The organism is Streptomyces sp. NPDC051217, from assembly GCF_044455465.1.
Taxonomy (GTDB): domain Bacteria; phylum Actinomycetota; class Actinomycetes; order Streptomycetales; family Streptomycetaceae; genus Streptomyces.
The window spans coordinates 39395-64404 of the sequence record NZ_JBITEV010000013.1 but is presented as its reverse complement, the minus strand read 5'-3'; the positions used below and the strand labels follow the sequence as shown (position 1 = coordinate 64404).

21 protein-coding genes are annotated in these 25010 nt (G+C 71.1%); 10 read left to right on the top strand and 11 right to left on the bottom strand.

Annotated features, from left to right (window positions below):
* Positions 1–142: 142 nt before the first annotated feature.
* The 7 genes from pdhA (ACIBBB_RS26270) to ACIBBB_RS26240 all read left to right on the top strand — a co-directional run bounded on the left by pdhA (ACIBBB_RS26270) (position 143) and on the right by ACIBBB_RS26240 (position 8507).
* Positions 143–1321 (top strand): pyruvate dehydrogenase (acetyl-transferring) E1 component subunit alpha, encoded by a 1179-nt coding sequence (pdhA, locus tag ACIBBB_RS26270; protein WP_398986069.1) that lies wholly within the window; start codon positions 143–145, stop codon positions 1319–1321.
* Positions 1318–2349 carry an alpha-ketoacid dehydrogenase subunit beta gene (locus tag ACIBBB_RS26265; protein WP_398986067.1) on the top strand — a complete coding sequence of 344 codons (1032 nt, stop codon included), beginning with the start codon at positions 1318–1320 and terminating at the stop codon, positions 2347–2349. The genes pdhA (ACIBBB_RS26270) and ACIBBB_RS26265 overlap by 4 nt, the downstream gene beginning before the upstream one ends.
* On the top strand, positions 2349–3749 hold the full coding sequence (locus ACIBBB_RS26260; RefSeq protein ID WP_398986065.1) for a dihydrolipoamide acetyltransferase family protein: 1401 nt from the start codon (positions 2349–2351) through the stop codon (positions 3747–3749). The genes ACIBBB_RS26265 and ACIBBB_RS26260 overlap by 1 nt, the downstream gene beginning before the upstream one ends.
* Before the next feature lie 174 nt (positions 3750–3923).
* Positions 3924–4844: a DUF6457 domain-containing protein gene (locus ACIBBB_RS26255; RefSeq protein WP_398986063.1), complete on the top strand. Its 921-nt coding sequence runs from the start codon at positions 3924–3926 to the stop codon at positions 4842–4844.
* Entirely contained in the window at positions 4841–6331 is a 1491-nt protein-coding gene (locus ACIBBB_RS26250) for a molybdopterin molybdotransferase MoeA (protein WP_398986061.1), read from the top strand. The genes ACIBBB_RS26255 and ACIBBB_RS26250 overlap by 4 nt, the downstream gene beginning before the upstream one ends.
* Before the next feature lie 20 nt (positions 6332–6351).
* Positions 6352–7407: a potassium channel family protein gene (locus ACIBBB_RS26245; RefSeq protein ID WP_398986451.1), complete on the top strand. Its 1056-nt coding sequence runs from the start codon at positions 6352–6354 to the stop codon at positions 7405–7407.
* Between the two features lie 113 nt (positions 7408–7520).
* On the top strand, positions 7521–8507 hold the full coding sequence (locus ACIBBB_RS26240; protein WP_398986059.1) for an NAD(P)H-quinone oxidoreductase: 987 nt from the start codon (positions 7521–7523) through the stop codon (positions 8505–8507).
* Between the two features lie 121 nt (positions 8508–8628).
* Here ACIBBB_RS26240 and ACIBBB_RS26235 read toward each other — a convergent pair whose 3' ends face one another.
* The 8 genes from ACIBBB_RS26235 to ACIBBB_RS26200 form a co-directional block, all read right to left on the bottom strand.
* Positions 8629–9591: a hypothetical protein gene (locus ACIBBB_RS26235; RefSeq protein ID WP_398986057.1), complete on the bottom strand. Its 963-nt coding sequence runs from the start codon at positions 9589–9591 to the stop codon at positions 8629–8631.
* A gap of 261 nt (positions 9592–9852) precedes the next feature.
* Positions 9853–10407: a bacterial proteasome activator family protein gene (locus tag ACIBBB_RS26230; protein ID WP_398986054.1), complete on the bottom strand. Its 555-nt coding sequence runs from the start codon at positions 10405–10407 to the stop codon at positions 9853–9855.
* 99 nt (positions 10408–10506) lie between these two features.
* Positions 10507–13452, bottom strand: a complete 2946-nt coding sequence (locus ACIBBB_RS26225) for an FtsX-like permease family protein (RefSeq protein ID WP_398986052.1) — start codon at positions 13450–13452, stop codon at positions 10507–10509.
* The gene (locus ACIBBB_RS26220; RefSeq protein WP_398986050.1) at positions 13449–14189 is read right to left on the bottom strand and encodes an ABC transporter ATP-binding protein; all 741 of its coding nucleotides are present in this window, start codon (positions 14187–14189) and stop codon (positions 13449–13451) included. The genes ACIBBB_RS26225 and ACIBBB_RS26220 overlap by 4 nt, the downstream gene beginning before the upstream one ends.
* A gap of 83 nt (positions 14190–14272) precedes the next feature.
* The gene (locus ACIBBB_RS26215; RefSeq protein ID WP_398986048.1) at positions 14273–14968 is read right to left on the bottom strand and encodes a PadR family transcriptional regulator; all 696 of its coding nucleotides are present in this window, start codon (positions 14966–14968) and stop codon (positions 14273–14275) included.
* 157 nt (positions 14969–15125) lie between these two features.
* Entirely contained in the window at positions 15126–15779 is a 654-nt protein-coding gene (locus ACIBBB_RS26210; protein ID WP_398986046.1) for a hypothetical protein, read from the bottom strand.
* A 172-nt stretch (positions 15780–15951) separates the two neighbouring features.
* Complete coding sequence (locus ACIBBB_RS26205; protein ID WP_398986044.1) at positions 15952–16371, bottom strand: hypothetical protein; 420 nt, start codon at positions 16369–16371, stop codon at positions 15952–15954.
* 111 nt (positions 16372–16482) lie between these two features.
* Entirely contained in the window at positions 16483–18120 is a 1638-nt protein-coding gene (locus ACIBBB_RS26200) for a protein kinase (RefSeq protein WP_398986042.1), read from the bottom strand.
* Positions 18121–18499: 379 nt separating this feature from the next.
* Here ACIBBB_RS26200 and ACIBBB_RS26195 point away from each other — a divergent pair, with 379 nt between their 5' ends.
* Entirely contained in the window at positions 18500–20110 is a 1611-nt protein-coding gene (locus ACIBBB_RS26195) for a protein kinase (RefSeq protein ID WP_398986039.1), read from the top strand.
* 29 nt (positions 20111–20139) lie between these two features.
* Here ACIBBB_RS26195 and ACIBBB_RS26190 read toward each other — a convergent pair whose 3' ends face one another.
* The 3 genes from ACIBBB_RS26190 to ACIBBB_RS26180 form a co-directional block, all read right to left on the bottom strand.
* Positions 20140–21189: a phosphotransferase gene (locus ACIBBB_RS26190; RefSeq protein WP_398986037.1), complete on the bottom strand. Its 1050-nt coding sequence runs from the start codon at positions 21187–21189 to the stop codon at positions 20140–20142.
* A 45-nt stretch (positions 21190–21234) separates the two neighbouring features.
* Positions 21235–21717: a pyridoxamine 5'-phosphate oxidase family protein gene (locus ACIBBB_RS26185; RefSeq protein ID WP_398986035.1), complete on the bottom strand. Its 483-nt coding sequence runs from the start codon at positions 21715–21717 to the stop codon at positions 21235–21237.
* A 120-nt stretch (positions 21718–21837) separates the two neighbouring features.
* Entirely contained in the window at positions 21838–22497 is a 660-nt protein-coding gene (locus ACIBBB_RS26180) for a response regulator (protein WP_398986033.1), read from the bottom strand.
* Between the two features lie 324 nt (positions 22498–22821).
* On the opposite strand from ACIBBB_RS26180, the gene pdhA (ACIBBB_RS26175) reads away from it, so the two are divergent.
* Together pdhA (ACIBBB_RS26175) and ACIBBB_RS26170 are read left to right on the top strand one after the other, a co-directional pair.
* A complete protein-coding gene (gene pdhA, locus ACIBBB_RS26175) occupies positions 22822–24021 on the top strand; it encodes a pyruvate dehydrogenase (acetyl-transferring) E1 component subunit alpha (RefSeq protein ID WP_398986031.1) in 1200 nt (399 codons plus the stop codon).
* A gap of 2 nt (positions 24022–24023) precedes the next feature.
* A complete protein-coding gene (locus ACIBBB_RS26170; protein ID WP_398986029.1) occupies positions 24024–25004 on the top strand; it encodes an alpha-ketoacid dehydrogenase subunit beta in 981 nt (326 codons plus the stop codon).
* Positions 25005–25010: the final 6 nt, after the last annotated feature.

The following is a 25010-nucleotide window of genomic DNA, read 5'->3' as shown; positions in this document are numbered from 1 at the left end:
CCCATCACAGGCTGTGCAGAACCGTTTGTCCACAGGCTGAAGGCGCCGGTAGCCAAAATGGCGCGGCAACCGAACAATCGGTAGGTGAGGCGCGCCACACTCACGCGCCGCCCGAGCCCGCTCCCATGAGGAGGTGCACGCGTTGAAGAAGAGCAGCACGACGGTCCAGGAGCCCCCGGGGGCCGTCGTCCACCGGTCCACCCCGCCCCCGGCGTGGCAGCCCCGTACGGACCCCGCCCCGTTGCTCCCCGACCCCGAGCCGTACCGCGTACTGGGTACGGAAGCGGTGGCGGACGCCGACCCCGAGCTGCTGCGGCGGCTCTACGCGGAGCTGGTCCGCGGCCGTCGGTTCAACGCGCAGGCCACCGCCCTCACCAAGCAGGGCCGGCTGGCCGTCTACCCGTCGAGCACCGGCCAGGAGGCCTGCGAGGTCGCCGCGGCCCTGGTGCTCCAGGAGCAGGACTGGCTCTTCCCCAGCTACCGCGACACCCTCGCCGTCGTGGCGCGCGGTCTGGACCCCGTGCGGGCCCTCACCCTGCTGCGCGGCGACTGGCACACCGGATACGACCCGCGCGAGCACCGCATCGCCCCGCTCTCCACACCGCTGGCCACCCAGCTCCCGCACGCCGTCGGGCTGGCGCACGCCGCGCGCCTCAAGGGTGACGACGTGGTCGCGCTCGCCCTGGTCGGCGACGGGGGCACCAGCGAGGGCGACTTCCACGAGGCGCTGAACTTCGCCGCCGTATGGAAGGCGCCCGTCGTCTTCTTCGTGCAGAACAACGGCTTCGCCATCTCCGTCCCGCTCGCCAAGCAGACCGCGGCGCCGTCGCTGGCCCACAAGGCCGTCGGCTACGGAATGCCCGGCAGGCTGGTCGACGGGAACGACGCCCCGGCGGTGCACGCGGTCCTCACCGAGGCCGTGCGGCGTGCCAGGAGCGGCGGCGGCCCGACGCTCATCGAGGCCGTGACCTACCGCATCGAGGCTCATACGAACGCGGACGACGCGACGCGTTACCGCGGTGACGGCGAGGTCGAGGCGTGGCGCGCCCACGACCCCGTCCGGCTGCTGGAGCACGAGCTGACGGAGCGCGGGATGCTCGACGAGGACGGGATCAGGAAGGCGGCCGACGACGCCGACGCGATGGCCGCGCGGCTGCGCGAGCGGATGAACGCCGAGCCGGAGCTGGACCCCATGGACCTCTTCGCGCACGTCTACGCGGAGCAGACTGCGCAACTGCGCGAGCAGGCGGCCCAGTTGCGGGCCGAGCTGGACGCGTCGCAGGAGTCGGCCGACGCGGCGGGACAGGGTGAGGCGCGATGACCACCGTCGCCTCCAGGGCAACGAGGACCGGCCGGGCGGCGAAGCCGGCCACCATGGCGCAGGCGTTGCAGCGCGCCATGCGCGACGCGATGACCGAGGACCCGACGGTGCACGTCCTCGGCGAGGACGTCGGCACGCTCGGCGGAGTCTTCCGGGTCACCGACGGACTCGCCGCCGAATTCGGCGAGGACCGCTGTACGGACACGCCGCTGGCCGAGGCGGGGATCCTGGGCACGGCCGTCGGCATGGCGATGTACGGGCTGCGGCCGGTCGTGGAGATGCAGTTCGACGCCTTCGCCTATCCGGCGTTCGAGCAGCTGACCAGCCATGTCGCCAAGATGCGCAACCGCACGCGCGGCGCGCTGCCGCTGCCGATCACCATCCGCGTGCCGTACGGCGGCGGGATCGGCGGCGTCGAGCACCACAGCGACTCCTCCGAGGCGTACTACATGGCGACGCCCGGTCTTCATGTCGTCACCCCGGCGACGGTCGACGACGCGTACGGGATGCTCCGGGCCGCCATCGCCTCCGACGATCCAGTGGTCTTCCTGGAGCCCAAGCGGCTGTACTGGTCGAAGGCCCAGTGGTCGCCCGAGGCACCGGCGGCGGTGGAGCCGATCGGCCGGGCCGTCGTGCGGCGTACGGGACTGAGCGCCACCCTCGTCACGTACGGCCCCTCCCTCACCGTCTGTCTGGAGGCGGCGGAGGCCGCCCGCGCGGAGGGCTGGGACCTGGAAGTGGTCGACCTGCGCTCGCTGGTGCCCTTCGACGACGAGACGGTCGTCGCCTCCGTACGGCGCACGGGGCGCGCGGTGGTCGTCCACGAGTCCAACGGTTTCGGCGGGCCCGGAGGAGAGATCGCCGCCCGGATCAGCGAGCGGTGCTTCCACCATCTGGAGGCCCCGGTCCTGCGGGTCGCCGGATTCGACATCCCCTATCCGCCGCCGATGCTGGAACAGCACCATCTGCCGGGAGTGGACCGGGTGCTGGACGCGGTCGCGCGGCTTCAGTGGGAGGCGGACAGCTGATGGCCCAGGTGCTCGAATTCAAGCTGCCGGATCTCGGTGAGGGGCTGACCGAGGCCGAGATCGTCCGCTGGCTGGTGGCGGTCGGCGACGTCGTCGCCATCGACCAGCCGGTCGTCGAGGTCGAGACGGCCAAGGCGATGGTGGAGGTGCCGTGCCCCTATGGGGGCGTGGTGACCGCGCGGTACGGCGAGGAGGGCACGGAGCTGCCGGTCGGCGCGCCGCTGCTGACGGTGGCGGTGGGGGCCTCGGAGCCGGCCACGGCCGCCGGCCCCTCTGCGGATCCGGGTTCCGGTCCGGGTGCCGAGGCGGCCTCGGCCGCCGGGTCCGGTTCGGGCGAGACGTCGGGGAACGTGCTGGTCGGGTACGGCACGGGCGCTCCGGCCGCCCGGCGGCGCCGGGTACGCCCCGCGACGGTCGTCGCCGCGGCTCCGGCGCCTGCCGCGCCTGCTGCCCCGGTCGCGCGTGTCGATCCGCCGCCCGCGTCGCCGCCGCCCGCACCTGAGCGCTCCGGGCCCGTGCCGGTCATCTCGCCGCTGGTGCGGCGGCTGGCCCGGCAGAACGGGCTCGATCTCCGGGAGCTGGCCGGATCGGGCCGGGACGGGCTGATCCTGCGGTGCGACGTCGAGAAGGCAATCGAGCGGATCGAGCAGGCCGGGCAGACAGCGGCGCCGACCGCCCCCGCCTCCACTTCGTCTTCCGCCGCCGGGGCGGTCACCGAGCGCGTACCGCTGCGCGGTGTACGCGGCGCGGTCGCCGACAAGCTCAGCCGCAGCCGGCGCGAGATCCCCGAGGCGACCTGCTGGGTCGACGCGGACGCGACGGAACTGATGGCGGCCAGGACAGCCGCCAACGCGGCGGGCGGCCCGAAGATCTCCCTCATCGCCCTGCTGGCGCGGATCTGCACGGCGGCGCTCGCGCGCTTCCCGGAGCTCAACTCCACGGTGGACACCGAGGCCAGGGAGATCGTCCGCCTGCGCGACGTCCATCTCGGCTTCGCCGCGCAGACCGACCGCGGGCTGGTCGTCCCCGTCGTACGGGACGCGCAGAACCGTTCGGCGGAATCCCTGAGCGCGGAGTTCGCGCGGCTCACGGAGGCCGGCCGGTCCGGGACGCTGACTCCCGGCGATCTGACGGGCGGTACGTTCACGCTGAACAACTACGGCGTGTTCGGTGTCGACGGCTCCACGCCGATCATCAACCACCCCGAGGCCGCGATGCTCGGCGTCGGCCGTATCGTCGCCAAACCGTGGGTCCATCAGGGCGAGTTGGCCGTACGCCAGGTCGTCCAGCTCTCCCTCACCTTCGACCACCGGGTGTGCGACGGCGGCACGGCGGGCGGCTTCCTCCGGTACGTGGCGGACTGCGTGGAACAACCGGCGGTGCTGCTGCGCACGTTGTAGGCCACGCCCGGCACCGGGTCCAAGATCCCGTTCCGCACCGGCCGACATCAGGGTCAGGACCGGCCAACATCACGGTCGAACATCACGGTCGAACATCACGGCCAAGATCACGGTCGTACATCACGGTCCGACATCACATGCGTCGGACACGCGATCACGGACCATACTTCAGCCATGACCACGACCGCCCATGACGCCATCGTGCTCGCCGGAGGTACCGCGAAGCGGCTCGGCGGAGTCGACAAGCCCGCCGTCAGCATCGGCGCCCGGGCGCTTCTCGACCGGGTCCTCGGTGCCTGCGGCGATGCCGGGCGGACCGTGGTCGTGGGCGGTCGGCGGCCCACGGCGCGGCCGGTGCGCTGGGCGCGCGAGGAGCCGCCGGGCGGCGGCCCGGTCGCCGCGCTCGACGCGGGGGTACGGCACGTCGAGGCGGACACCGTGCTCGTGCTCTCCGCCGATCTGCCCTTCCTGACACGGGAGACGACGCACCGGCTCCTGGACGTACTCGCGGCGGACGCCGAACGCGAAGGCGTGCTGCTCACCGACGCGGACGGCCGCGACCAGCCGCTGGTCGCGGCGTACCGCACCGAACCACTGCGCCGCGAGATCGCCCTCCTCGCCACCGAGTACGGCAGCATCGCCGGGCTGCCACTCCGACTGCTGACGAATGAACTCGACCTCGCCCGGGTCGCCGCGGACGCCGACCCGCTCGCATCCTTCGACTGCGACACCTGGGAAGACATCTCCACGGCGCGGGCACGCATCAGGGAGCATGGAATCGTGCTGGACGAATGGATTACCGCGGTCAAGGACGAACTCGGCCTCGAACTCGACGTCGACATCAAGCTCCTGCTCGATCTCGCCCGCGACGCCGCGCACGGTGTGGCCCGGCCGGCCGCGCCGCTGACGACCTTTCTGGTCGGGTACGCGGCGGGTCGTGCGGCGGCCGGCGGCGGAGGTCCCGAGGCGGTGGCCGAGGCGTCCCGGAAGGCCGTGGCGCTCGCCCTGCGCTGGGCCGACGAGACGGACGGGAAGGACGGGACGAACGGGAAGGACGGGAACGGCGGCAAGGCCGAGGGGGCCGACGCCGGATGACGGCTCAGGACCGCGAGGTCGACGGCGTCGAGGACGTCCTCGCGCTGTTCGCCAGGCAGCCGGAGGCGGGCCGGGGTCAGGAGCCGGGCGCCGGCCCGCGCCACGGCGCCGACCAGGGCTCCGCGCCGGCGAAGCCCGCGGCCGGCAGGGGCAGGCACCAGGCGTCGCCGTGGGCCGAAGCCCGCGCGATCGCGGCCCGCTCCGGCCGTTCGGCGGCCACCGCCCCCACGGAAGACCCCAGCAGCCCCAGCAGCCCCAGTAACCCCGCGAACCCCGCCCGCATCCGCCGCGTCCCCCTCGAACAGGCCCTGGGGCACGTCCTCGCCGAGCCCCTGACCGCCCTCACCGACCTGCCGTCCTTCGACACCTCCGCGATGGACGGCTGGGCGGTGTCCGGACCGGGCCCCTGGTCCGTACGACCGGTGGAGCCCGACGAAGCGGCGGACCCCGCGGCGGACGACGCGCTCCCGGCCCCCACCACGGGCATTCTCGCCGGGCACGCCGCCGCCACCCCGCTCCCCGACGGCACAGCGGTACGGATCGCCACCGGCGCCCGTGTCCCGCCCGACACCACCGCCGTGATCCGCAGCGAGCACGCCCGCACCGACACCACCGGCCACCTCCACGCCGAACGCGAGGTGGTCCACGGCCAGGACATCCGCCCCCGTGCCCAGGAGTGCCGCTCCGGCGACCAACTCCTGCCCGCCGGGGCCGTGGTGACCCCGGCGGTGCTCGGCCTGGCCGCCGCCGCCGGTTACGACGAGCTGCTCACCGCCCGCCGCCCGACCGTCGAGGTCCTGGTCCTCGGCGACGAACTGCTCGTCCGCGGACTGCCCCACGACGGCCTCATCCGCGACGCGCTCGGCCCGATGATCGCGCCCTGGCTGCGCGCACTCGGCGCCGAGGTCATCGACACCCGGCGGGTCGCGGACGACGCGCACGCCCTGTACCGGGCGGTCACCGAGTCCGAGGCCGATCTGGTCCTTACCACGGGCGGTACGGCCGGCGGCCCCGTCGACCATGTCCACCCCGTGCTGGCCAGGGCGGGCGCCGAACTGCTCGTGGACGGGGTCGCCGTACGCCCCGGCCACCCCATGCTGCTGGCCAGGCTCGCCTCCGGCCGCCATCTGGTGGGCCTGCCGGGCAATCCGCTCGCCGCCGTATCGGGGCTGCTGACGCTGGCCGAGCCGCTGCTGCGGGCACTCGGCGGACGGGCGCCCGCGCCCGCGTATCACGCGCCTGTACGGGACGAGGTGCACGGCCATCCCCACGACACCCGTCTCGTGCCCTTCGTCCACCGCGACGACCAGCTCGTGCCGCTGCGCTACAACGGTCCCGCCATGCTGCGCGGCATCGCCGTCGCCGACGGGCTCGCGGTCGTCCCCCCGGGCGGCGCGCTTCCGGGCGACGAACTGGAAGTCCTCGACCTGCCCTGGGCCGCCTGGGCCGACGCCACCGCCTCGATCGATGACGGGTGTTTCACGTGAAACTTCCCGGCCACGACGCCATGGCGCGTCATGCCGACGAACACCTGGTCACCAGCCGGGTGAAGCTGCCGCGCCGGATCGTCGACCGGCCGCTGCGGCAGGTCAGCAAGCGGCTGTTGATGGCGCTGGGGGTGCTGGCGACCACGGTCTTCATCGTCTGGATCGACCGCACCGGCTACCACGACAACTCCGACGACTCGGTCGACTTCCTCGACGCCGTCTACTACGCCACCGTCACCCTCTCCACCACGGGTTACGGCGATATCGTCCCGTACAGCGACGCGGCCCGGCTCATCAACGTCGTGCTGGTCACACCGCTGCGCGTGCTCTTTCTGATCATCCTGGTCGGCACCACTCTTGAGGTCCTCACGGAGCGCACCCGGGAGGAGTGGCGGCTGAACCGCTGGAGGTCCAACTTGCGTGACCACACAGTCATCGTCGGCTTCGGCACGAAGGGCCGGTCGGCGATGCAGACCCTCTGCGCCACCGGGCTCAAGAAGGACCAGATCGTCATCGTCGACCCCAGCGCGAAGGTGATCGAGGCGGCCAACGCGGACGGATTCGTGGGCGTCATCGGCGACGCGACGCGTAGCGACGTGCTGCTGCGGGCCGAACTCCAGCGGGCGCGGCAGGTGGTGATCGCCACTCAGCGCGACGACACGGCGGTGCTGGTGGCGCTGACCGCGCGTCAGCTCAACCGCGGGGCGAAGATCGTCGCCGCCGTACGTGAGGAGGAGAACGCGCCGCTGCTGCGCCAGTCCGGCGCGGACGCCGTGATCACCAGCGCCAGCGCGGCCGGCCGGCTGCTCGGGCTCTCCGTGCTCAGCCCTGTCGCGGGCACGGTGATGGAGGACCTGATCCAGCAGGGCAGCGGCCTCGATCTCATCGAACGACCGGTGATAAAGGCCGAGGTGGGGCGGAGCGTAAGGGAGACGGACGATCTGGTGGTCAGTGTCCTGCGTGGGCACCGGCTGCTGGGGTACGACGACCCGTTGGCCAGCCCGCTCCAGCTCACCGACCGGCTGATCACGATCGTGCGGGCGGATCCCAACCCGGAGCAGAACAAGTCGGACTGACCGGCCGGCCGTCGGCCACCGCCGGCCCGGCCATCCGTGACCGGGGTCGTACGAGCCGGAGTCCACGCCCGCGATCGGTACTGCGCGGAGAGCCGGGGGGTAGCCTCCCGACCATGTATGCGATCACGATTCCGGAACCCGGTGGCCCCGAGGCGCTCGTCTGGGCCGAAGTGCCCGATCCCGTACTCACCGAGGGCGAAGTCCTCGTCGACGTCGTGGCGAGCGCGGTCAACCGCGCCGATCTGCTGCAACGCCAGGGCTTCTACGATCCGCCGCCCGGCTCGTCCCCCTACCCCGGTCTGGAGTGCGCGGGCCGGATAGCCGCGCTCGGCCCCGGCACCGAGGGCTCGGGCTGGTCGGTCGGCGACGAGGTGTGCGCCCTGCTCTCGGGCGGCGGTTACGCCGAGAAGGTCGCCGTGCCGGTGGGCCAGCTGCTCCCCATCCCCGACGGCGTGGACCTGGCGACGGCCGCCGGGCTCCCCGAAGTGACCGCCACCGTCTGGTCGAACGTCTTCATGATCGCCCATCTGCGCCCCGGCGAGACGCTGTTGGCGCACGGTGGCGCGAGCGGTATCGGCACGATGGCCATCCAGCTCGCCAAGTCGGTCGGCGCGCGGGTCGCCGTCACGGCGGGCGGGCCCGAAAAGTTGGCGCGCTGCGCCGAGTTGGGCGCGGACATCCTGATCGACTACCGCGAGCAGGACTTCGTGGACGAGCTGAAGAAGGCCACGGACGGCGCCGGAGCCGACGTCATCCTCGACATCGTCGGCGCGAAGTATCTCGGCCGCAATGTGAAGGCGCTGGCCGTCAACGGCCGGCTCGCGGTGATCGGTCTCCAGGGCGGGGTGAAGGGTGAACTCAACCTGGCCGCCCTCCTGGGCAAGCGCGCCGCGATCACGGCGACGTCGCTGCGGGGACGTCCGCCCGGCGAGAAGGCGTCGATAGTCGCCGCCGTACGGGAGCATGTCTGGCCGCTGATCGGCGCCGGGCAGGTGCGGCCCATCGTGGACCGCACCTTCCCGTTGTCGGAGGCGGCGGACGCGCATCGCGCGCTGGAGTCGGGCGACCACGTCGGCAAGATCCTGCTGCTGCGCCCGTAACACGTACACGCCCCCTCCGGCCGGTCTCCGAGGACCCTCGGAGACCGACCGGACCCGGGGACCGGACCCGGGGACCGGACCCGGAGGCCGGAGCCCGACGGGAGGCCGGGGACCGGAGCGCCTACCCGGTGAGCTGGTCCTTGTAGAAGACGCTCGCCTCGAACTGGTCGGGGCCGGTCGCGACCTTGGCGGAGAAGCCGAACGTGAGCCGCGGCCCGCTCGACGTACGCCAGATCGCCATTCCCTGCGGTTCGCGACCGGGCAGCGAGTTCCCGGCCGTCGTCGGGAACACCTCCTCGACCGAACCGCCGGTCTTGTTCATGTCGAGACGGACCAGGTACGACGGCCGGGCCGGGTCCGTGGGCCGCGCGGGCGGACCGCCGTAGCTGAGGTAGGCGTACTGGCCGTAGGAGGTCACGCCCTGGAAGTGGTCGGAGTCGGAGAGACCGAGCTGAGCGTTGGTCGGGAGGGCGCGTTGGGTGAGGATGCGGGTGGAGCTGGTGATACCCGACCGCATGACGTCGGCGAGGTCGAAGAGCGCGAGGCGCCACGGACTCGTCGTTCCCATGTACCTCAGGAGCAACCGGTTCGTGTAGGGATCGATCGACGGCCTCGGGCAGTCGACGAAGTCGGAGAGCCCGATCGGGAACTCGCGCACCCTGCCCTGGTGGTTGAAGTAGTCGATGAGGCCGTCGTCGACGTACTTGAAGCGGGCGATCTTGTGGCTGTTGGGGGCCGTGCCGGGGCTCAGGCTCTGCCAGTCGCCCGCGAGCCACACATAGGGGGCTCCGGGCGTGTCCGGCTCGATCCCCATCGACGAGCCGTGGTCGAACGAGTGGAGCGCCATGGCTCCCAGCACATTGCCCGACAGGTCGGTCCTGGTCATCCAGAGATCGCCGTTCGTGCTCCCGGGCTTGGTCTGGACGAAGTAGATGTGCCCGTGGACGTGGTCGTACGCGAAGGACTGCATCGCCCAGTAGGGCTGGTGAAGTCTTCGTCGCAGGACGGGATCGTCCCCCGTCCCCTCGAACACGAAGCGCTGTGACGTGGGGACGACCGCGTTGGCCGACCGGGCCGAGAACAAGGAAACGCCGCCGCTTGCGGCGGCGGCGACTATCCCTGTGCCTGTTCGGAGAAGCGTGCGACGGCTTACGGCAGACGCTTCGCCGCTGTGAATGCTTTCGCTCAAGTGCGTCACCTTGTCGGCAGGTTGGTTGCTACAGCTGATCGTGATCAACCTAGCCGTGTCCATCAGGTGAACTGAAGGTGACCGCACATCTCAGAAGCGTCGGACAAGAGGGCTCGGGTTAAGAGGCGTCACTCCAGAGCCATGAGATCAGAAGGGTCAGAGATACGGCCCCGACCGGATCGCGCCGTGCGCGCCCGGGTCCTCGCCGTCCTCGCCGTCCTGCGACGCGCCCGGCGGAAGCGCCCGGCGCATCTGCTCCAACTGCGCCCGCGCCGCCATCTGCTGGGCGAACAGCGCCGTCTGGATCCCGTGGAAGAGGCCCTCCAGCCAGCCCACCAACTGGGCCTGCGCGATGCGCAGTTCGGCCTCGGACGGAATGGCCTCGTCGGTGAACGGGAGCGAGAGCCGTTCCAGCTCGTCGACGAGCTCGGGCGCGAGTCCGTCCTCAAGCTCCTTCACCGAACCGGCGTGGATCTCCTTGAGCCGTACTCTGCTCGCCTCGTCCAGAGGAGCCGCCCGCACTTCTTCGAGCAGCTGCTTGATCATGCTGCCGATACGCATGACCTTCGCCGGCTGCTCGACCATCTCCGTCACCGGGATCTCGCGCGGCTCGTCGTCCCCGTGTCCGCCGCCGAGCGCCATCCCGTCCTGTCCCACCACGAGGACATGGGGGTTGCTCTCCTGCGACCGTTCGTTCCTCGGCATTTCCATATCTTCATTGTCTCGCACCTGGGTGCCGACGCGAGGTGAGCCCCCGGGGGAAAGCGAATCGCTCTCCCCCGGGGGCTCACCCGCGCCCGCGGACCGGTGTCAGATCGCCGCCCTGCGCGCCAGCGCGCCCCGCGAGCGGGTGACCAGCGCGGCGAGTACGGCCGCGCCGAGCGGGACCACGACGAGCAGGACGCCCAGCGTCTCCCACGGGATGACCACCGGCACGAAGGGCGCCGTGGCCTGCTCCCCGCTGGACCACCCCTCGTCCAGCATCCGCGCGTACATCTGGTCCTCAGCGCGGCGTTCGGTGAAGCGCAGCCCGACGGCGGGCAGGATCCCCGACGCCGAGCCGAGTACGACACCCATCGCGGCCACCACCCCGCACTGGAAACCGCTCAGCGCCTTGCGGACCCTGGGCGGCGCCCCGACGGCGGCGAGTGTCTTCAGGTCGGCCTCGGCGTCGGCCTGGGCGAGGCCCGTGGCGATACCGGCGGCGCCGATGGTGATCAGCCCCGCGAAGACGGCGAGCGCCAGCAGCGTGGCGCTGTTCTCGGGGGCGAAGCCCTTCTCGATGGTCAGCCAGGGATCGCTGCCCGTCTTGTCGAGTTCGCCGGCGAGCTTCTGCTGCTGCGCGTCGCTCGGCAGCTTCTCGGTGGTGAAGAAGGAACCGAACGGGACGGTCGTGATTCCCGCCTTCTCGGCCGCGTCCGGAGGCACGATCACCGTGACGCCGTACGCGTTCCCACTGCCCGAGAACTGGTGGGCGGGGAGTGTCTTGACGGTGCCCGGCCGCTTCTCGGCGTCCGATTCGCCCGCCGCTTCCGCGTCTTTCAGCTGCGCCGCGGTGACGAGGCGGACGTCGATCGTCCCGTTGACGCCGCCCTTGGGCGCGACCGCGGCACCGCCCGCGCCGCCCTTCGCCCCGCCCTTGTCGACAGCGCCCTCGGGGGTGAGGACCCGCTTGCTGAAGGACACCGCCCGCCCGTTCGCGAGCGCCTCGCTCGCTTCCGGGTTGTTGATCTCCAGCACCTTGAGCAGGTTGTCGTCGCCGACGAGGATCTCGCCGCCGACGCTGCCGAGGCCGGTGCCCCCCTGTTCGCAGCGCCAGTCCGTGGCGAACTTGCGCCTCTCGGCCTTGGAGAACTTGTCCGACGGGTCCTCGCCCGTCGCGCTGTACGCCCAGAGAGGGCACTCGTACGCCTTGGGCGTGACGATCTCGTACTGTCCGCACTCGTCGCCGCCTCCGTAGGAGGAGCAGCTCTTCTTGCCGACCACGACACGGTCCACATCGGCCCGTACGTCCGTCGGAAGCAGCTTCTGCACGTCCTCGCGCATCGACGGGACGTCCGCGGCGGATTCCGGGGACAGGACCGCGACCGCGCCGTACGGCAACTCCGGCTCGTACCGGGCCTCGGCCTGGGCGTCCGAGCTGGCCGTGTACGTCGCCACGGCCACCGTGCCCGCGACCGCCGCCAGCACCGCCGCCACGGCCGGAGCCGTACGGCCCCGGTTACGTACGGCGTCCCGCAGCGCGAGCCGCGGTGAGAGCGGCAGCCAGCGGCCGATCCGCCCGAAGAGCCCCACCAGGGCGGGCGTCAGGGCCACGACACCGAGCTCGGCGAGCGCGCTGCCGCCTGCGACGATCATGGTCTGGTCGGACACGGTCGAGCCGTACAGCGCGATGCCCGCGCCGAGTACGACGGCGGTCAGGCCCAGCATCGGCAGCACCCTGCTGCTCTTGCGGATGCCACGGCGACCGGTGAGTGAGGCGACGACGGTCTGCCGGGACGCGGTCACCGCGGGCACGATCGCGGCCAGCAGGCCGGTGACGACCGCGACCAGCGCGATCGCGATCAGCTCCAGCGGACGCAGGTCGAAGCTGCCGAAGCGCTTGCCCAGGAAGGCTTCGAGCACCGGCTGGAGCGCGAAGGTCAGGATGACGCCCAGCACCGTACCGACCACGGCGGCGACCGCGCCGATCACCAGACCGCCGCTGAGGACGATGGCCCTGATGTGGTGCCGGTCACCGCCGTTGGCGCCGACCAGGCCGAGCTGGCGGCGGGAGCGGCGGGCGCCGACGGCGAACGCGGGGCCTGCCAGCAGGCAGATCTCCAGCATCGCGAGGCCGACGATGGTGGTGAGGATGGCGAGCTCGGTGGCGTTGGTGGAGCCGCCCCCGTAGTCGGACGCGCCCTCCTTCTCGTACAGCGGCACGTCCGAGTCCGGCGGCGGGTCGAGCACCACCGCGCGCGAGGTGACCGCGGCGCCCTTGGCGTTGGTCTCCTTGACCATGTTCCACGTGAAACCGGCGTCGCCGGGGACCGAGGTCAGATAGGTGGAATACGTCTGGGTGCCGGGCAGCTCCGCGGCGGCCAGAGCCTTGTCGAGCGGGGCCAGCAGAGCGCCGGGAAGCGCGTTGACCTGGGCGGTGTTCAGGCCGTCCGGCAGCTCGTACGCGCCCACGATCCGGAACGAGGTGTCGAGTCCGCGCGCGGTGAGCTTCGAACCGACGTGGAGACCGCTGCTGCCCAGGAAGGCGTTGGTCGCCGCGACCTCGCCGGCCTCCCGCGGGAACCGGCCGCGGTCGAGGACCATGATGCCCTCGGCCATCGGGTCCGCGGCCTTCAGCTCCCGGACCGAGGTGCTCAGCAGACCGTGGGTCGTCCGGAGCTTGGCCGTGCCCTCCGAGTCGATCAGGGACTCGGTGTTCGCCGGGAGGGCCGTCGCGACGTCCATCTCGCCCTCGGGCCACGGCTCGTCGTCGTAGCTCTTCACCGGCTGATAGTTGTCACCCTTGGGGTTCTGCATGAGGGGGACCCCGCCCATACGCGGGTCGGTGACGCGGGCGTCGGCGCGCCCCAGGTCGCGGTCCAGTTGCTGGGCGGCGGTGAGATCCGCGCTGCGCAGCGTCAGGTCGGCGGCGCTCACACCGAGGATCGGCAGGGCGAGCATGGCGAGGACGAGGAAGCTGCGTCCCTTGAAGCGCCAGGCGTCACGGCGGGCTATGCGGATCGCGGCGCGCCAGGAGTGGTACCAGTTCTTCACCGTTCGGCCGCCTGGCCCGTGAGGAGCGAGTCGGCCTGGCTGCGGAGGGTCTGGTCGACGACCGCGCCGTCCCGGAGGAAGACCACGCGGTCGGCCCAGGCCGCGAAGCGCGGCTCGTGCGTGACCAGGACGCCGGCCGCGCCCGCGTCGCAGCGGCTGCGCAGCAGGGCGAGCACGGACTCGCCGGTCTCGGAGTCGAGGGCGCCGGTGGGCTCGTCGGCGAGGACCAGTCGGCGGTCGCCGACGAGCGCGCGGGCGATGGCCACGCGCTGCTGCTGGCCGCCGGACATCTCGTCCGGGAAGCGGTCGGCGAGGTCGTCGAGCTCCATCTCGCGCAGCGCTGCGACGGCCTCGACGCGGGCCTTGCGGGCGGAAGTGCCGTCGAGCTCGCGGGGGAGAGCGACGTTCTCGGCGGCGGTGAGGGCCGGGATGAGGTTGTAGTCCTGGAAGACGTAGCCGATGCTGCGGCGGCGCAGCGCGGCGATCTGCTTGCGGCCCGCGGTGGTGAGGTCGGTGTTCTCGACGATCACCTGGCCCGATGTCGGGGTGTCGAGACCGCCGGCGATGGTGAGCAGCGTGGACTTGCCGGAGCCTGACGGGCCCATGACGGCGACGAGTTCGCCGGGGAAGACATCGAGGTTGATCCCGCGCAGGGCGTGGACCTCGGTGGCGCCACTGCCGTGGACGCGGGTCAGGTCCTTGAGTTGGAGCACGGGATGCGGTGCCTGGTCAGGCATGGGTGGGTCCCCCTTGAGAACGGATCTGTGCGCAGACGCGTAGGTGGGTGGGTGGGTACGTGGTTGGTGGTACGGGCGCGGTGTCAGCGGTTTCCGGAGCGGCCGAAGCCGACCCGGGAGGCGGGCGCGGGCTTCTCCCCCGGCGGCGCGGCGTCGGGCGGCCGGACCGGGCCGGCGGTCCCGTCGCCCGTGCCGTCGGCGGCGCTCTCCTGTTCCTTCCTCCGCTGCTTCTCCTTCTGGGCGTTCATCAGCGAGAGCCGGACGAGCCGGGCCTCGCAGTGGTCGAGCCAGCGCGCCTCGGCCTCGGTCTGGAAGATGAGCTGTTCGAGGACGAGCAGCCACGCCACGTCGTCCCGGTTGTCCGGCGAGACGTCGGTGGCCTGGGCCTTGAGCCGGGTGTAGTCCTGCATCGCCTGCACGGTGTGGTGGCGCTGCGACTGGATCACCTCGCGGATGTCGATCCCGGGTGCGCCGACGGCCATGGCGAGCTTGATGGCGAGTTCGTCGCGCGGCGGACTGCGCCGGTCGACCGGTGACCGGAACCAGTTCCGCAGCTCCTCGCGGCCGGCGGCGGTGATCACGTAGAGCGCGTGGCCGGCTTCGTCCTCACCGTCCTGGAGGACCATGCCGTCGCGCTCCAGCCGGTTGAGCGTCGTGTAGACCTGGCCGACGTTCAGGGGCCAGGTGGCGCCGGTACGGGATTCGAACTCCGTACGGAGCTGGGAGCCGTAGCGCGGTCCCGATTCGAGGAGGGCCAGCAGCCCGTGGCGGATCGACATACTCAGTATGTATACCCAGTATGCCTTCGACGGCAAGGGCCCTGAGAGGGACGTCACGGGTCCGTCGTAAGGAGGAGGTAAGGGTGACGAGGGATGTACGAGGGTGGTGAACGCGCAGGTGGGAGGGGATGTGTAGGGGCGCGCCGGATGGCCGGCGTCAGCGTCGCCGGAGCCGTAGACCCAGAAAACCGATACCGAGACCCATCAGGGCCATGCCGACGCCGAGGGTCAGCGCGGGCACGGCGCGGGCGACCGGCTGGGAGACCGCCTGGCTGTTCTGCTCCTGCGCGGAGGCGTCCTGAGGGGGCGTGCGGGGAGGGACGGGCCCCTCCTCGGAGGCTTCGGAGTCGTCCGACAGGAGCTCTTCGCCGCCGAGTTCACTCCCGTCCGAGTCGTCCTGCTCGCGCTCGCGTTCCCTCTTCGGGGACTTCTCCGTGTCCGGCTTCCTGTCGTTCTCCGGCTTGGCCGAGGCCGACGCGGAACGGCTGCGGGAGGGCGAAGCGGAACCGGACGAAGGTCGTCCGCTCGCACTCGGTGACATCGGCACGGTGGGGTCGGCGGGCGCGGTGACGGCGACCGACGACGACACCTCGGCACTCGCGCTCGTCCGCCCCGGCCGGGGCCGCCCCTGCCCGGCCTCGTTCCCCGCCAGCGAGGAGCCGGCGCTCGGGGAGCGCGACGGCTCGGCGGACGGGGGTTCGCGATCCTCGGCGTACGCGAGGGGCGGGCTCGACAGCGGAGAGGCGAGTATGACCGCGACGGCGATCGCGAGCGCGCGGGAGGAACGGAGCCGTGCGTGGAGCCGTGACATCACCGACTCAGCGTCACATGCGGTGACAGAAGCGGCATCTCGGCCGTGCGGGCTCCGGCGCGCGGAGTTGACGCCCGGGCCACCGGGCCGACGAAACGCCCGGCACACGCGGTGTGCCGGGCGGTCACGGAGAAAGAAGGCCGGAACCGTGTACGGGTGACCGGCCTGGACTTCAGTAGTACGGGTTGGTGATCGAGTTGTCGCCGCAGGATCGGATCACGCTGCCGCCCTCCCTCACGAACACCTCGATGTAGGCGTACTCGATGCCGAGGGAGTCCGTGGCCGTCGTGTTCCAGGTGTGCGAGGCGCCGTTTCCGCCGTAGTCGTGGTGCAGCGGCCACAGGTGTGTCGCGCCCGACCCCCGCACCGTCTGAAGCTGGATCGCCACGCGGTGGCCGTCGGCCGAGGTGTCCGTGACCCTGAGGCTGACGCTGTTGAGCTGAGTGCGGCCGGCGAAGACCCAGAAGCCACTTCCCGAAGCACCCGTGACACCCCACGAGGCGCCCACGGCGTTCACCGCCGCCGCCGCCGGAGAGGCGGCGGCAGGGACGATGACGGCGGCTGCCGCACCGGCGACAACAAGGCTGGACACTCGTTTGCGCAAGGCGATTTGCCCTGGCCGGCGAGTTGTTGTGCTCACGCTAACTCATATGCGTGAGTCACCGACCACGGATTGTTCTGAAGGATCTCCCCGAGCAGGTGATCAACCGGCGTTACCGGTCGAGATCTTCAGCTCGAACTCCTGGTCCTTGGGCAGAACGGCCGCGCCCTGGCGCGGGTACTGCTCGACGACGATGCCCTCTGCCTGGGCGCCGTCGTCCACTTCCTTGACCTCGGCCCAGGTCCACCCCGCGGCCGTCAGGCAGTCCTTCACCGAGAGGATGTCCTTGTAACGAAGGTCGGGCGCCTGGACCTTCGTCGGATCCACCCCGTCCTCCGAGGCGTCCGAGCATTTCTCGGGATCGATCGTCCGGTAGCGCTCCGGCGGCCGGTGGCCCGCGACCGCCGAGCCGCTGGGGTTGGACACCGAGCCGCCCTTGTCGTCGTCGTCGCCGCCCTGCGTGAGCGCGAAGGTCAGACCGGCGATCGCCGCGACCGCGACCACGATCGAGCCGACGACGACCGGCATGTTCCGCCTGCCGCCGTTGTTGGCACCGCCGCCGTGGCCGCCGTGGCCGCCGTGCCCGCCCTGTCCCGGGCCCATCGGGGGCTGCGGCGACATCGAGTACGACGGTGCCGGGGTCTGGTAGCCCGGGTTGGGCTGTGGCGGGTAGCCGTACGTAGGGGGCGGTGTCTGCACCGGCGCCGGTGTCGGCGGACCGTACGCCCCCGGCTGATACGGCGTCTGCACCCCGCCCTGCGGCGGCTGCAACCCCTGGTCGACCGGCGGGAAGACCGCCGAGCCCACGCCCGCGCCGCTCGCCGACGGGGCGCCCTGGACGATCACCGGGGCGCCGGTGTGGCCCTGCGGCAGCACCCGCGCGCACTCGTCGCGCATCGCGGCGGCGCTCGGAAACCGCTCGTTCGGGTTCTTCTTCAGCGCCCGCGCGACCAGCGCGTCCATCGCGGGAGTGATGGAGCGGTTGATCGACGAGGGCGCGACCGGCTCCTCCTGCACATGCGCGTACGCGATCGCCAGCGGTGAGTCCGCCTCGAAGGGCAGCCGGCCCGTCAGCAGCTGGAAGAGCATGATGCCGACCGAGTACAGGTCGGAGCGGGCGTCGACGCCGCGCCCCAGCGCCTGCTCGGGGGAGAGGTACTGCGGCGTGCCCACGACCATGCCGGTCTGCGTCATCGACGTGACGCCCGACTGCATGGCCCGCGCGATGCCGAAGTCCATCACCTTGACGACGCCGCGCTTGGTCATCATCACGTTGCCGGGCTTGATGTCGCGGTGGACCAGGCCCATCTCGTGGCTGGTCTCCAGCGCGGCGAGCACGTCCGCCGTCACCTTCAGCGCGCGGTCGGCCGGCATCGCGCCGTACTGCTGGATGTCCGACTGGAGGACGGAGCCGAGCGGTTGCCCCTCCACGTACTCCATGACGATGTACGGCATGAGCGAGCCGTCCAGCTCGTCCTCACCGGTGTCGAAGACCGAGACGATGTTGGTGTGCGACAGTTTCGCGACAGCCTGGGCCTCGCGCCGGAAGCGTTCACGGAAGGACTGCTCGCGGCCGAGTTCCGTGTGGAGCGTCTTGATGGCGACCTGCCGGTCGAGAGCCGCGTCGTACGCGAGGTAGACGGACGCCATGCCGCCCTCGCCGAGTAGGTCACGAAGCTGGTACCGGCCGCCCGCGACCGAACCGCCCGCGTAGCGGCCCTGTGCGCCGTCGTGGCTCATGACTGTGCTTCCCCCTCGGCGCGGCGACGCGGTGATCCAGTGCTTCGCGCTGATCCGTACTCACATGCTCCCGTATTTACGGGCCAAGTCTGCCGCAGGGCCCTGACACGTCAAGCGGGGTGCCCGTTCCGTGACCCTACGCACAACAAGCGTCTCGGAAGCGTTACAGGAAACGCATGGAATTTGCCTGTGCGCAGACGTACCGGGTTTGATGACCGGTCCATCTCCGATCGGCGTGCCGCGCGAAGGCTGTAGCGTGACCGGCACAGCAACAACCAGGATTCGTACCGGCTCCTGGCCCCACACCTTCACCCATCCCAGGCACCACCGCGACCCCCGCCCGCGCGCGGCACGCGGACAGATACGACGGCGAGGACTGATGGCACCCGAACCCGAAGCAGGCGGCGGCGGAGTGCCTGATGCTGCGGACTCATGGGGCGTCGGCGGGCTGGTCGGCGACGGCCGTTACCGGATGACGTACCGCCTCGGCCGGGGCGGGATGGCGGAGGTGTACGCGGCGGAGGACGTCCGGCTCGGCCGTACCGTGGCCGTCAAGCTGCTCCGCTCCGACCTCGCCGAGGACCCGGTCTCCAAGGCCCGCTTCACCCGCGAGGCCCAGTCGGTGGCCGGTCTCAACCACCACGCCGTGGTGGCGGTGTACGACTCCGGTGAAGATGTCGTGGGCGGCCGGACCGTCCCGTACATCGTCATGGAGCTCGTCGAGGGCCGCACGATCCGCGATCTGCTCCTCAACGCGGAGGCGCCGCCCCCGGAACAGGCGCTGATCATCGTCTCCGGTGTGCTTGAGGCGCTCGCGTACTCGCACCAGCACGGCATCGTGCACCGTGACATCAAGCCCGCGAACGTGATCATCACGCACGGCGGCGCGGTCAAGGTGATGGACTTCGGCATCGCCCGTGCCCTGCACGGCGCGCAGTCGACGATGACCCAGACCGGCATGGTCATGGGCACTCCGCAGTACCTCTCCCCCGAGCAGGCCCTCGGCAAGGCCGTCGACCACCGGTCCGACCTGTACGCCACGGGCTGTCTGCTCTACGAACTCCTGTCGCTGCGCCCGCCGTTCACCGGCGAGACGCCGCTCTCCGTCGTGTACCAGCACGTCCAGGACATCCCCGTACCGCCGTCCGAGGTCTCGGACGTGGTGCCGCCGGAGCTGGACGGGCTGGTCATGCGCTCGCTCGCGAAGGACCCGGACGACCGGTTCCAGAGCGCCGAGGAGATGCGCGGCCTCGTCCAGTACGGCATGCAGATGCTCCAGCAGCAGGGCAGCCACGTCGGCACGTGGAACACCGGCCCCGTCGACATGCACGAGGGCGGCACCCCGGCGATGGGCGTCGCCGCCACGGGCGCGCTCGGTCACCCGCCGCACGGCGACACCGCGCAGCGCCCGCTGCTGCCGCCGCAGAACCCGAACGACGGCGGTTACGACGGCGGCCACCACGGCAACGGGGGCGGCGGCCGCGGCAAGATGTGGCTGTTCGCCGTGCTGGCCGTGATCGCGATCCTGGCGGGTGCCGCGTACGCGCTGAACAACATGGCCGGCACGGACACCGGGAACAAGGACGACCAGAAGACCACGCAGACCCCGTCCAGCACGCCGAGCGAGAAGCCGACGAAGTCGGACGACGAGTCCACGCCGTCCGACGACGAGGAGTCCACCTCGACGGGCGGCAACCAGCAGCCGGAGTACCCGCCGGACAACACCCCGAGCGAGAAGCCGACGCCGTCCGAGAAGCCGTCGGTCACGCCGTCCTCGCCCGATCCGGGCGACGACGAGGGTGCGACGGAGGGCGACACCGAGGGCGCCACCGAGGGGACCACGGAAGGCACGGCGGAGGGCACCACCGAGGGCACGACGGAAGGCACGGCGGAAGGCACGACCGAGGGCACGACGGAGGGCTCCACCGGAACGACCGAGGGCGGCGAAGCGGGTGAACCCGGTGGCACCATCGAGGGCGTCACGAGGTAGCAGTCCCGGGAGGGGTGGCACGGCCGCCCTCACCCCGTGAACGCCTCGCACACCTCCTCGTACCTCCGCGTCCACCAGACCGCCAGGGCCGACACCGCAGGGAACTGCGGGTCGGCCCTTCGGTCGTCCAGCAGGTAGCGCCAGCGCAGTATCCAGAAGTCGTTCAGCCGCTCCCACCACACCCGGTGGACGGCCGCGGCCAGTTCAGGGACGTCGGACCCGGCCGCGAGCCGGTAGGCGCGCGCGTACGCCCGTACCTTCTCCAGGTCCAGCTCCCCCGACGGCCGTACGAAGAAGATCGCCGCCGCCCGGACCGCCTCCTCGGCGCGCGGCTGGACGGACAGCCGGTCCCAGTCGACGATCGCCGCGGGCTCCGTGCCCCGGTAGAGCAGGTTCAGCGGGTGGAAGTCGCCGTGCACCCACCCGGTGGCCGTCTCGGCGCCCGGTGGGGGGCGGTGGTGGGCATGGCTCTCCAGGAGCGCACGGCGCTCCCGCAGCCGGTGCTCGGCGAGGGAGTCGAAGCCGTCGCGGGGAGTGCGACCACGGGCGAGGGCGAGCAGTTCGTCGATGAGCGCGAAAGTGTCCGCGGGGGTGGCGCTGTCGTACGCGCCGTCGTACGCGAGGCGGCACTTCGCCGGCCCCATGACCTGTTCCAGACAGGTGTGTACGACTCCGAGGAGCGACCCGAGCCGCCCCGACGCGGCGGGCGTCAGCTGGGCGCCGGTGCGGTGCCGGCCGTCGATCCAGGGGTGCAGGGCGTAGCAGTGGCCGCCGACGACGGCGACGGTGCCGCCCTCGGTGTCCCGCACGGGCGGCACGACGGGCACGCCGAGCGCCTGGAGCCGCCGGGTGGCGTGGTGCTGGCGGGAGATGGACTCGTGGTCGCCGTCGAGATGGTGCTTGAGGAAGAAGGAGCCGTGGGTCGTGGTGAGCCGGTAGCCACGGTTCAGCAGGCCTTGGGCGACGGGCCGGCAGGACAGGGGTTCGCCGCCGTATTCGTAGCGTCGGAGCAGGTCACCGAGGGGGAGGAGGCCGAAGGGCTGGTCGGCCACGGGTGGAGCGGTAGCGACATAGGGCATCGTCGCAGTCGTTGCAGATGAGCGTGGCACCCGTCAAATGATAGATCACGCAGCGTGTTGATCGTGTCGCGGTCTGCTGCCGCTCCCGCTCCCGGTCGCCCCGGCTGTTTCGGCTGTCGTTTCGGCGGTCGCTTGCTCCGACGAGTATTCGAGGACGTGCACGGTCGCGAACTGGGGCGTCATGCTCATGTAGACGGCATCGAACGGTTCGCCGTCGACGTGGTGCGGACCCGGCCCGAAGAGCGCCAGCTCGTCGTCCGTCGGCCTGATCAGGTTCGCGGTGCCGGTGAACTGCACCGACCAGAGGTCGGGCTCGCCGGTGTTGAAATTGTCGGCGCCGTACGCGACCACACTGCCGCTGCACGCGCGGTGGTAGCCCATCCCCCGGTGCATCCGCAGGACGAAGCTGTCGTCCCTGACGATGTGGCGGGCGGGGGCCACGAAGGGCATCGCCCGCATGCTCGTCGCCACCCGTCCGTACCGGACCCGGTTGAGCAGCTCGATGGCGCGCAGATCATCGGTGGACATGGTTCCCACTCTCAGTCACCGATCGCCCACAGAACAGGGGAGCCCGCCCCGGATGCGTGGGACCTTGGTCCTTATCCGGCCTTTAGGGAACCGGGGCCGGGAGAGGCCCTTCGACAGGTTTCAGCGCTGCTCGGCCTGGATTCTGGCCACGTACGCGGCGGCCTGCGACCGGCGCTCCATCCCCAGCTTGGACAGGAGACTGGAGACGTAATTCTTGATCGTCTTCTCGGCGAGATGCAGCCGCTCGCCGATGGCGCGGTTGGTCATGCCCTCGCCGATGAGATCCAGGATCTTGCGCTCCTGCTCGGTGAGGTTCGCCAGCCGCTCGTCACCCTTGGGGGCGTTGCCCTCGCGGAGCCGCTGGAGGACCCGCGCGGTCGCGACCGGGTCCAGCAGGGAACGGCCGGCGGCCACGTCCCGTACGGCGGTCAGCAGCTCGTCGCCGCGAATGGCCTTCAGTACATAACCCGAGGCGCCGGCCATGATCGCGTCGAAGAGCGCCTCGTCGTCGGAGAACGAGGTCAGCATCAGACACTTGATGCTCTCGTCCCTGGAGCGGATCTCGCGGCAGACCTCGACCCCGCTGCCGTCCGGCAGCCGTACGTCGAGCACCGCGACATCGGGCCGGGTCGCCAGGATTCTGGTCAGCGCGTCCTCGGCCGTCCCCGCCTCGCCCACGACCTCGATGTCGTCCTCGACGGCGAGCAGCTCGTGGACGCCCCGTCGGACCACCTCGTGATCGTCCAGCAGAAATACGGTGATTTTTCCCTTTTCAGGCACGACATCAGTCAAACACACTTCCCTCTATCCCCGCCGTGGGCCGCCGGGATAACGTGCCGTTGTTCCGGCGGCCTGCAAGGCTGTGACCAGTGGTTGTCCCCGACTTTTTCGATTTACTTGGAAATCCAAGCAAAATCGCAGGTCAAGGGGGTTTCGCAGGAATGCGACCCACTGGGTAACGTGCCTGTGACAGGGCGCTCGCCGGGGCACCTGTCACGCCTGTCCCGGCCGGGCCGCACCCACCCCGTGCACGCGTCCGGAAGCAGGCGAGCCGCACTGGTTCCCGGCGGATCCCGGGGACCGGACCGACGGAGGAGCACGCACGTGACCGTGGAGAGCACTGCCGCCGCGCGAAAGCCGCGACGTAGCAGCGGCACCAAGCGCGCCGGCGCCAAGACGACGCCGCAGCCGAAGGCTTCCGAGCCCCAGCTCGTACAGCTGCTGACGCCCGAGGGCGAGCGTGTCCAGAACGACGAGTACGACGGCTACGTAGCCGACATCACCCCCGAGTCCCTGCGCGGTCTCTACCGCGACATGGTCCTCACCCGCCGTTTCGACGCCGAGGCCACGTCCCTCCAGCGTCAGGGCGAGCTGGGCCTGTGGGCCTCGCTGCTCGGCCAGGAGGCCGCCCAGATCGGCTCGGGACGCGCGCTGCGCGACGAGGACTATGTCTTCCCGACCTACCGGGAGCACGGTGTCGCCTGGTGCCGGGGCGTCGACCCGACGAATCTGCTGGGGATGTTCCGCGGTGTCAACCACGGCGGCTGGGACCCGAAGACCAACAACTTCCACCTGTACACGATCGTCATCGGCTCGCAGACGCTGCACGCCACCGGCTACGCGATGGGCGTCGCCAAGGACGGCGCGGACTCCGCCGTCATCGCCTACTTCGGCGACGGCGCGTCCAGCCAGGGCGACGTTGCCGAGTCGTTCACCTTCTCGGCCGTCTACAACGCGCCGGTGGTCTTCTTCTGCCAGAACAACCAGTGGGCCATCTCGGAGCCCACCGAGAAGCAGATGCGCGTGCCGCTCTACCAGCGCGCGCAGGGCTTCGGCTTCCCCGGCGTCCGGGTCGACGGCAACGACGTACTGGCCTGTCTGGCCGTGACGCGCGCCGCCCTGGAGCGCGCCCGCAGCGGCGAGGGCCCGATGCTCATCGAGGCGTTCACCTACCGCATGGGCGCGCACACCACGTCCGACGACCCGACGAAGTACCGGGCGGACGAGGAGCGCGAGGCGTGGGAGGCGAAGGACCCGATCCTGCGGCTGCGGGCGTATCTGGAGCGGGAGTCGGCCGCCGACGAGACGTTCTTCGCCGCTCTGGAGAAGGAGAGCGAGGCGCTCGGCAGGCGGGTGCGTGAGGCGGTGCGGGCGATGCCCGACCCGGACCACATGGCGATCTTCGAGCATGTCTACGCCGACGGGCACGCCCTCGTCGACGAGGAGCGGGCGCAGTTCGCGGCATACGAGGCGTCGTTCGCGGACTCCGGTCCGGACGCCGGTTCCGCCGAGGAGGGCAAGTAGCCATGGCCGTACAGAAACTCCCCCTCGCGAAGGCGATCAACGAGTCGCTGCGCGTCGCCCTCGACACCGACCCCAAGGTCCTGATCATGGGCGAGGACGTCGGCAAGCTCGGCGGCGTCTTCCGGGTCACCGACGGTCTCCAGAAGGACTTCGGCGAGGACCGGGTCATCGACACCCCGCTCGCCGAGTCGGGCATCGTCGGTACGGCGATCGGCCTCGCGCTGCGCGGCTACCGGCCCGTCGTGGAGATCCAGTTCGACGGCTTCGTCTTCCCCGCGTACGACCAGATCGTCACGCAGCTCGCGAAGATGCACGCCCGCGCGCTCGGCAAGATCAAGATGCCGGTCGTCATCCGCATTCCGTACGGCGGTGGCATCGGCGCCGTCGAGCACCACTCCGAGTCGCCGGAGGCGCTGTTCGCGCACGTCGCGGGGCTGAAGATCGTCTCGCCGTCGACGTCAGCGGACGGCTACTGGATGATGCAGCAGGCCATCCAGAGCGACGACCCGATCATCTTCTTCGAGCCCAAGCGCCGCTACTGGGACAAGGGCGAGGTCGACACCGAGGCCATCCCCGGCCCGCTCCACAAGGCCCGGGTCACCCAGGCCGGCACGGATCTGACGCTCGCGGCGTACGGCCCGATGGTCAAGGTCTGTCTGGAGGCGGCGGCGGCCGCGGCCGAGGAGGGCAGGTCGGTGGAGGTCCTCGATCTCCGCTCGATGTCCCCGATCGACTTCGACACGATCCAGACGTCGGTGGAGAAGACCCGCCGGCTGGTCGTGGTCCACGAGGCGCCGGTGTTCTACGGCTCCGGCGCGGAGATCGCCGCCCGGATCACGGAGCGCTCCTTCTACCACCTGGAGGCTCCGGTGCTGCGGGTGGGCGGCTTCCACGCCCCGTATCCGCCGGCGCGCCTGGAGGAGGAGTACCTTCCGGGCCTGGACCGGGTGCTCGACGCCGTCGACCGCTCGCTCGCGTACTGAGGAGTG